The sequence below is a fragment of the Celeribacter sp. genome (assembly GCF_048270365.1).
Lineage (GTDB): Bacteria > Pseudomonadota > Alphaproteobacteria > Rhodobacterales > Rhodobacteraceae > Celeribacter.
Map to the genome: position 1 here is coordinate 1 of NZ_JBLWTA010000066.1, position 6,732 is coordinate 6,732.

General features: G+C 57.9%; 4 protein-coding genes and 1 pseudogene. All 5 read left to right on the forward strand.

Translation table 11 applies throughout. The features are described 5' to 3' along the window. Positions 1 to 583 precede the first annotated feature (583 nt). A complete protein-coding gene (locus tag ACN0X0_RS22800; RefSeq protein ID WP_417281110.1) occupies positions 584 to 1,039 on the forward strand; it encodes a hypothetical protein in 456 nt (151 codons plus the stop codon). Positions 1,040 to 1,449: 410 nt separating this feature from the next. Next, positions 1,450 to 2,484, forward strand: coding sequence for an HlyD family secretion protein (locus ACN0X0_RS22805; protein WP_417281111.1), 1,035 nt, complete (start codon positions 1,450 to 1,452; stop codon positions 2,482 to 2,484). 6 nt (positions 2,485 to 2,490) lie between these two features. Beyond that, positions 2,491 to 5,205, forward strand: a complete 2,715-nt coding sequence (gene rbbA, locus ACN0X0_RS22810; protein ID WP_417281112.1) for a ribosome-associated ATPase/putative transporter RbbA — start codon at positions 2,491 to 2,493, stop codon at positions 5,203 to 5,205. Position 5,206: 1 nt separating this feature from the next. Next, entirely contained in the window at positions 5,207 to 6,325 is a 1,119-nt protein-coding gene (locus ACN0X0_RS22815) for an ABC transporter permease (RefSeq protein ID WP_417281113.1), read from the forward strand. A gap of 145 nt (positions 6,326 to 6,470) precedes the next feature. After that, positions 6,471 to 6,732: pseudogene (locus tag ACN0X0_RS22820) on the forward strand (hypothetical protein); the annotation flags it as partial.

Below are 6,732 nucleotides of genomic sequence, written 5' to 3' on the forward strand. Positions count from 1 at the left end.
ACTATGCCCTCGAAATGACGGCCTGAAGAACCAAAACCAAATCAGCCCTTACTGCGAACAACAACTTGGCAATGTCGACAGAACAGACGCGAGTCGTGTGATCACAGTGAGTCTGACGGTGAGTTCTGATTGGCCATACCCAAACCGTCACGCGTTTAACCTGATTCATAAAAAGAAAGGCATGACGTGTACAGCGTATCGGAATCTCAGCAAAAAAAGACCGGGCTCAGTCCGGCCCTCATGTTCAACAAGGAAGTATAAAACGATTTGAGTTTCCTCAAAGCCATGCTTTATGTGCCCAATTTACGGGCGATTTTAGATTTCGTCCAAGCCCAGACCCTCAGCCGGTTTGGAAATTCAGCCATGCATCTCCCACGACTGCTTCGGATTTGACCGCCGCCGACCCATCGCACCGTGTTGGAAAACGTCATGGAAGGCCGCGTCGCCGAACAGGGACCGCCCGAAAAGCTGTTCTCCCATGCCGACAGCGAAACCTTCGCCCGTGTCATCTCCAAAACCCGCTGATTGCCCCGAGACCCTAAATGCCCCTTCCTTCACCCCGCTGAAAATCGAGGCGGCCGAGTTGCGCATTGTCAACCTGCCACTCGTCACCCTTTTCAAAGTTTCAAACCAAACCCTGAGCGACAAAACCTTTCCGATCCTGACCCTGCGCACTCAGGGCCTGGAGGGGCTCAACATTTGCGTGCTTGGGGCCACTTCCGCCACATATTTCGTCGATTATTACGGTCCGATGCCGGGGATCAATGCCGGATTGCCGTCGGATCGTATCCTTGCCCATTGGCAACTCGATGCTCCGGGCGTCGTTGCGCGGGCCGAAAAACGCCCCTGCCCGCCCCGCGCCGATCTGTCCCCGGTGGCAATCCCGCGCGACATCGACGCGCTGATTGCATCCGATCCACAGGCCGCTTTGGCCGAACGTCTGAGCCTGCGTGCGGCTTTGCAATCAGCCATTGCAAAGGGGCAAGCCATCGTCGGGTTCGACCGCACTCAGGTCGCCTATCTTTTGGGAACGGGATAACCACCAAGGCTGTGCAACATATAAACGTTGTGAGCGCTTCACACAAAATCTGTGATTCAGATTTAATGCGAAACGCGTTAGCACATGGTTTTATCGAAGTTCCCCGTCTGGGCCATTGAGCAAAGATGTCTCGCCTTTCTGTGTTCCAGCAGGTTCAATGAAGAAAACCCATACGGTCAAAGACAAAATGACACATTTGTCATTTATAATGTGTTACGAGGACCATTCGGAATGGTATAGAGAATTAAAGCTTTTTTCGTTTAATCTGAATCAGATTGAGCGGAAAACGTTGCCACACTGAATTGTTAGTGCTGCGTTTCTCAAAAATTGAGTGCCTCAAGTTTTTTGAGAAACGCTTTAGCGAACGTCTGAAACAAAGACTCCTGCCTGCGAAAGAAGAGGCCGCAAACATGTCCGTATTGTCCACATCACATGCCCCAATCCTGCGCATTGTCGTTGCAAGTCTTCTGTCAGCGTTTTTCTCGTTCACTGCCGTGCCAGCAACCGCAGGGCAAGACTTCGACACTCTGCTCGAAAAATTCCGTAAATCGAGTGGTGAGGAGGGTATCTATAGCTCTAACGGCCGGCTCGAGGCGCAGACCGTCGATGTTGCCACGAAATACGCCGGGCGGATCGACAGTGTCACGGCAGAGGAGGGTGATCTGTTGTCTGCGGGCGATGTGATCGCGCAAATGGGCTCGGCGAACGCTACGGCCCAGCTCAATGCAGCAAAGGCGGCCGTGCTGCGTGCCAATGCCGGGCTGACAGTGGCGCAGGCGACACTGATGCAGGCCGAAAGCGCGCTTTCCGTGGCACAAACCACCTATGCCCGTGTGGTGAAGCTGCATGACAGTGGAACCACATCGCAAAGCACACTCGACGATGCGACCAATGCGCTCAACAGCGCCAAGGCCACGGTCGAGATGGCCAAGGCGCAAATCGAAGATGCCAAGGCGTCCATCGCTGCCGCTGAGGCGGATCAGGACCAGGTGCAATTGGCGCTCGACGATCTGACCATCACCGCGCCGCTGAGAGGCCGGGTGCTTTACCGCCTGCATGAACCGGGCGAGGTGATTGATGCGGGCTATCCTGTGGTCACCATGCTCGATCTGAGCAATGTTTACATGAACATCTACCTGCCCGCGACGGTGATCGGCACGCTGGCGGTGGGCGATGAGGCGCGGCTCATTCTCGACCCGATTTCCGATTATGTCCTTCCCGCGAAGATCACTTTCATCTCGCCGCAATCGCAATTCACGCCGAAGAGTGTCGAAACGCAGGAGCAGCGCGAAGAGCTTGTGTTCCGGGTGAAACTTTCGGTGCCGCGCGCGCTTTTGGCGAAATACGAGAGCCTGATCAAAAGCGGGGTGCGGGGCATCGGTTTTGTGCGCACCGAACCTGACGTGGACTGGCCGGAGCACCTGACCGTCAACGTGCCGGAGTGATCCGACATGAAATATGTGGCACGTCTGAACGCCGTGTCGCATCGTTACAAGGCGGTCTTTGCGCTCGACGATGTGACACTCGACATTCCCGCCGGAAAAGTGGTTGGCCTGATCGGTCCGGACGGGGTCGGGAAATCCACGTTTCTGGGCCTTCTCGCCGGTGTGCGCAAAGCGCAGGCGGGGGAGGTGACGGTCCTCGGCCATGACATGCGCGACGCCAGTGCCCGCAGCACCCTGGGCGCGCGGATTGCCTATATGCCGCAGGGGCTGGGCAAAAACCTCTACCCGACGCTGAGTGTGCGCGAAAACCTCGATTTCTTCGGGCGCCTCTTTGGACAGAAACAGGCCGAACGGCGCGAACGCATCGCGATGCTGACCGAAGCCACCGGACTTGCGCCTTTTCTTGATCGCCCAGCGGGCAAGCTGTCCGGCGGGATGAAGCAAAAGCTCGGGCTTTGCGCGGCACTGATCCATGACCCGGATCTGCTGATCCTTGACGAGCCGACGACCGGGGTGGATCCTTTGTCCCGGCGTCAGTTCTGGGAGCTTATTGATCGCATCCGCGCCAAGCTCACCGGCATGAGTGTGCTCGTCGCCACGGCCTACATGGAAGAGGCGGAACGCTTTGAATGGTTGGCGGCCATGAACGACGGCAAGGTGATCGCGATAGGCAGCCCGGAAGACATTCGGGCGCAAGCGGGCAAGGCGACGCTTGAGGATGCCTTCATCGAGATGCTCCCGAAAGAAGAGGGCGAGGAGGTCGGAGTGACCCTGCGCACCCGGCCCGCAAAAGACGGCACGGTGCCCGCAATCGAGGCGTTCGATCTGGTCAAGCGCTTCGGCGATTTCACCGCCGTGGATCACGTCAGTTTCACCATTCCCGAGGGCGAGATTTTCGGCTTTCTCGGTTCCAACGGCTGTGGCAAATCGACAACGATGAAAATGCTCACCGGGCTGTTGCAGCCCACGGAAGGACGCTCGAAACTCTTTGGCGAAGAGCTTGAGAACGGCGACATGGCCGCACGCCAGAACATTGGTTACATGTCACAGGCCTTCTCGCTCTATACCGAGCTGACCGTGCGGCAGAATCTCGAACTGCACGCAGAACTCTATCACATTCCCCCCGAGCGCCGCGCGGAGCGGGTGGGCGAGGTCCTGGACGAATTTGAGCTGACCAAGGTGGCCGCTTCGATGCCCGACGGGCTGCCACTGGGGATCCGGCAGCGCCTGCAATTGGCGGTCGCGACGATCCACAAACCACGCATTCTCATCCTTGATGAGCCGACCTCGGGGGTGGATCCTCTGGCGCGCGATGCGTTTTGGCGCAAGTTGATTTCGCTCTCGCGAGACGAGGGTGTGACGATTTTCATTTCCACCCATTTCATGAATGAGGCGGAGCGCTGTGACCGGATTTCTCTCATGCATGCCGGGCGTGTGCTCGATGTTGGCACCCCTGAGGAACTGACCGCTAGACGCGGGGCCCAGACATTGGAAGAGGCGTTCATCACGGCATTGGAAGGTGAGCTGCGCGCCGATGAGGACACGGCGGACACCGATGCCCTGCGCAATGAGGTCGCGGCTGCCGCCCCCAATGCACTGCAACGCGCGATGAGCCGTCTTTGGGCCTATACGTCGCGCGAAACGCTGGAACTGATCCGCGATCCGATCCGGATGTTCTTTGCGCTGGCGGGGCCGATCATCCTTTTGATCACCATGGGCTTCGGGATTTCCTTTGATGTCGACAAGCTGAGCTTTGCGGTCAACGACATGGACCACACGCCGGAAAGCCGCCGCCTTATCGAGGCGTTTAGCTCCATTCCCCAATTCGATCAAAAGGACGATTTCACCTCGCTTGACGCGCTGGACCGGCAGATGGAGCGGGGGAACCTGACGGTGGCGCTGGAAATTCCCGATGGCTTCGGCAAAGCGCTGCATCAGGGGAGCGCGCCGGAAATCTCGCTCTGGATCGATGGCTCCATGCCGTTCCGCGGAGAAACCGCCGAGGGCTATGCGCTTGGCCTTCTCACGCAATTCGCCGACGACCTTGCCACTGAGACGGGCACGGAAAGCTCCGAAAGCCTGTCGATCACGACTCGCTATCTCTACAATCAGGCCTTCAAAAGCGCGCATGCCATGGTGCCGTCGATGCTCATGCTCATTTTGATGCTGATCCCGGCGATTATGTCGGCGATCTCGGTCGTGCGCGAAAAGGAGACGGGAACGATTGCCAATTTCCGCGCCACGCCGGTGCGCAAGGTGGAGTTCCTCATCGGCAAACAAATCCCATATATCATCATCGCCTGGTTCAATTTCTGGGTTATGGCAGGGCTTGGCCTTTGGGTCTTCGGCGTGCCGCTGCATGGCAGCCTGCCTGCGCTCGGGCTGGCCGCGCTGTTCTATGTCATTGCCACCACGGGCTTCGGACAATTTATGTCGAGCTTTACCCGCACACAGGTCTCCGCGGTCTTCGCAACAGCGGTGCTGTCCATCATCCCGACGGTGAATTTCTCCGGCCTGATCACCCCCGTTTCCACGCTTGCGCCCATGGGACGCATCGTAGGCCTGTCCTTCCCCGGCGCGTGGTTCCAGCCGATCTCCATCGGCACCTTCCTCAAAGGCTTCGGTTTCGGCGATGTGGCGATGAACATCCTCATCATCGCGGGGTTCTGCCTGATCTATCTCACCCTGTCCGTGCTTGCCCTTCGCAAGCAGGAGGCCTGACATGTTGAAAAGCCTCTCCAATATCCTCCGTCTGACGGTCAAAGAGCTGCGTGCGATCCGCGGCGATCTCGTGATGGTTGCGCTGATCCTCTACGTATTCAGCGCAGCCGTCTGGCTTGTCTCCGACGCAGGCTCGACCGAAGTGAAGGATTTGTCCGTCGCCGTGGTCGATGAAGACCACAGCCCGCTTTCGGCCCGGATCATCGACGAAATCCGCGCCCCCCTCTTTGCAACACCCGCGCTTTTGAGCCCGGATGAGGCGGCAGAGACGCAGACCAATGGCGACTATGTTTTGGTCGTCTCTCTGCCCCCCGATCTCGAGCGCGATCTGCGCCGGGGCGATGAGGCGGAGATACAAATTCTCGCGGATGCCACCGCGGTCGCATTTGCCGGCAATGGTTCGTCCTTCATGACACAGCTTCTAGCGAAAACCGTCTCTGATTATCTCACGCCGGGCGTCGGCAGCGATGATCTGGTAAACGTGGTGTTTCGCAGTCGGTTTAATCCGAACATGACGGCGCGCTGGTTCACGTCCGTGATGCAACTGATGAACAACGTTACGATGCTGATGCTGATCCTCTCCGGGGCGTCTTTGATCCGCGAACGCGAACGCGGCACCATCGAACATGTGCTTGTGATGCCCGTGCGTCCGCATGAGATCGTTCTGTCGAAGATCTTCGCCACCGGCGGCGTGATCCTTTTCGCCTCCGTGTTCAGCCTCGTGGTGGTTGTGCAGTGGGCAATGGGGGTGCCGATTGCCGGTTCTTTGGCGCTCTATGTTCTGGGTGCCACGATCTATGTCGTGTCGGTGGCCTCGCTTGGTCTGATGCTCGCGAGTTTCACCCATAACATGGGGCAGTTCGGACTTTTGACCATTCCGGTCATCGTCATCATGATTCTTCTGTCGGGGGGCATAACACCGCTCGAGTCCATGCCCGACTGGCTGCAACTTGTCATGCGCACGATCAGCCCCTCGCCGCATTTCGTTTCCTTTGCGCAATCCGTCCTCTACAGGGGCGCAGGGTTGGATCTCGTGATCGGACAGCTTGCCGCGATGGTGGCGATGTCGATCGTCGCCCTGTCTATGGTGCTGGCCCGGTTCCGTAAAATCCTGAGCTAAAGCGCTTCTGCTTAAACCTGTTTCCGGGTTTGAGCAGAAGCGCAGCGCAACGTTGAAGCAGAAGGTTGCTGCACCCAACACAGATGTCTGGCTCGACAAAATTCAGAGTTTTGTCCTGAGTTCCCGCGCCGGCATTGCCAAGTTGTTGCCAGCTTATGGTTTTGCGACAGGGTTCCGGATGAAAATGCCATCATCCCTGCCGCGCCTGAAGGGCTTCCGCTTCCCCCGCGAGATCATCGCTTATGCCGTCTGGGCCTATCATCGCTTTGCTCTGAGCACGGCAGACGTCGAAGACCTTCTGGCAGAGCGCGGCGTGATCGTTATCCGCAAAACCGTCCGGCTGTGGGTCAACCGGTTTGGTGCACATTTTGCCAGTTGTATCCGGAGGGATAGGCCCGCGCCTTCGG